Source organism: Ruegeria sp. AP12, assembly GCF_056540025.1.
Genome location: NZ_JBQFVZ010000185.1, coordinates 1 through 769 on the forward strand (window position 1 = coordinate 1; position 769 = coordinate 769).

Consider the following 769-nt stretch of genomic DNA (forward strand, 5'->3'; position numbering starts at 1 on the left):
CATCGAGCAACCCAATTCTGTCGATCTGCTTGCCGACCGTTCCGAAGAAGATGGCCCTCGATCACCAACAAAGCTGCTGGAATCGGCGCTTCGCCTCCGGCCTGACCGCCTCGTCTGCGGTGAAATCCGAGGCGACGACGCGAATATGTTCTTGGAACTGGTGAACACCGGCCACGATGGATCTGTCTGCACCATGCACGCGAACTCGCCCGTAGATGCCATTGGACGGATGAGCAAAATGGTGCGTCGCGGATCTCCGACCGTTCAAAAGTCAGAAGTGGTCGATGACATCCGGGCCACCATTCACATGATCGTTCACATGAAGAAAATCGGGGACGAACGGAAGGTCAACGGCGTGATCTTCCCGCCTCTGATGACTGCTGAACAACTGAATTGAAGGAGTACAAAGATGAAGAAATTCGAGTACCGAGACGTGCCTTTTTCGGAATGCGACGACGCCAGCGAGAAATTCGCAAAGCTGGGCAAAGAAGGTTGGGAAATGGTTGGTGTCGCACGTGCAGAATTTGGCATCGTGTGCTTCTTCAAACGCGAGCTGACCGATGGCTGAGTTTCAGGATCTACCCAAAGGCAAGAAGGTCGCGATAGCCGGTACTATGGGCTTTATCGCTACCTCGGCTTGCGCGGTGTTGGTGGTCGGGCTGGCGCTCGAATACATCAACCCCAGAGGCTTTCGCGGGCTGGACATCTGGGCGATCCCAGAGAAGTTCATGGCACAGCCTGCAGAGACGCAGCAGATCATGGGTCTGGT

3 protein-coding genes are annotated in these 769 nt (G+C 55.3%); all 3 read left to right on the forward strand.

All coding sequences use genetic code 11. From position 1 onward, the window contains the following. Window positions 1-397: ATPase, T2SS/T4P/T4SS family (locus ACR0E6_RS22135; RefSeq protein WP_480587411.1), on the forward strand; the 397-nt coding region annotated here is incomplete at its 5' end. 12 nt (window positions 398-409) lie between these two features. Continuing rightward, on the forward strand, window positions 410-568 hold the full coding sequence (locus ACR0E6_RS22140; protein WP_170417997.1) for a hypothetical protein: 159 nt from the start codon (window positions 410-412) through the stop codon (window positions 566-568). Next, window positions 561-769, forward strand: a 209-nt coding sequence (locus ACR0E6_RS22145; protein WP_480587414.1) for a hypothetical protein, incomplete at its 3' end; no start/stop codon positions are given. The genes ACR0E6_RS22140 and ACR0E6_RS22145, both read left to right, overlap by 8 nt.

Bases quoted from the DNA above. Each gene is read 5' to 3' on its own strand.
- ACR0E6_RS22140 (WP_170417997.1), top strand. From the start codon at position 410: ATGAAGAAATTCGAGTACCGAGACGTGCCTTTTTCGGAATGCGACGAC.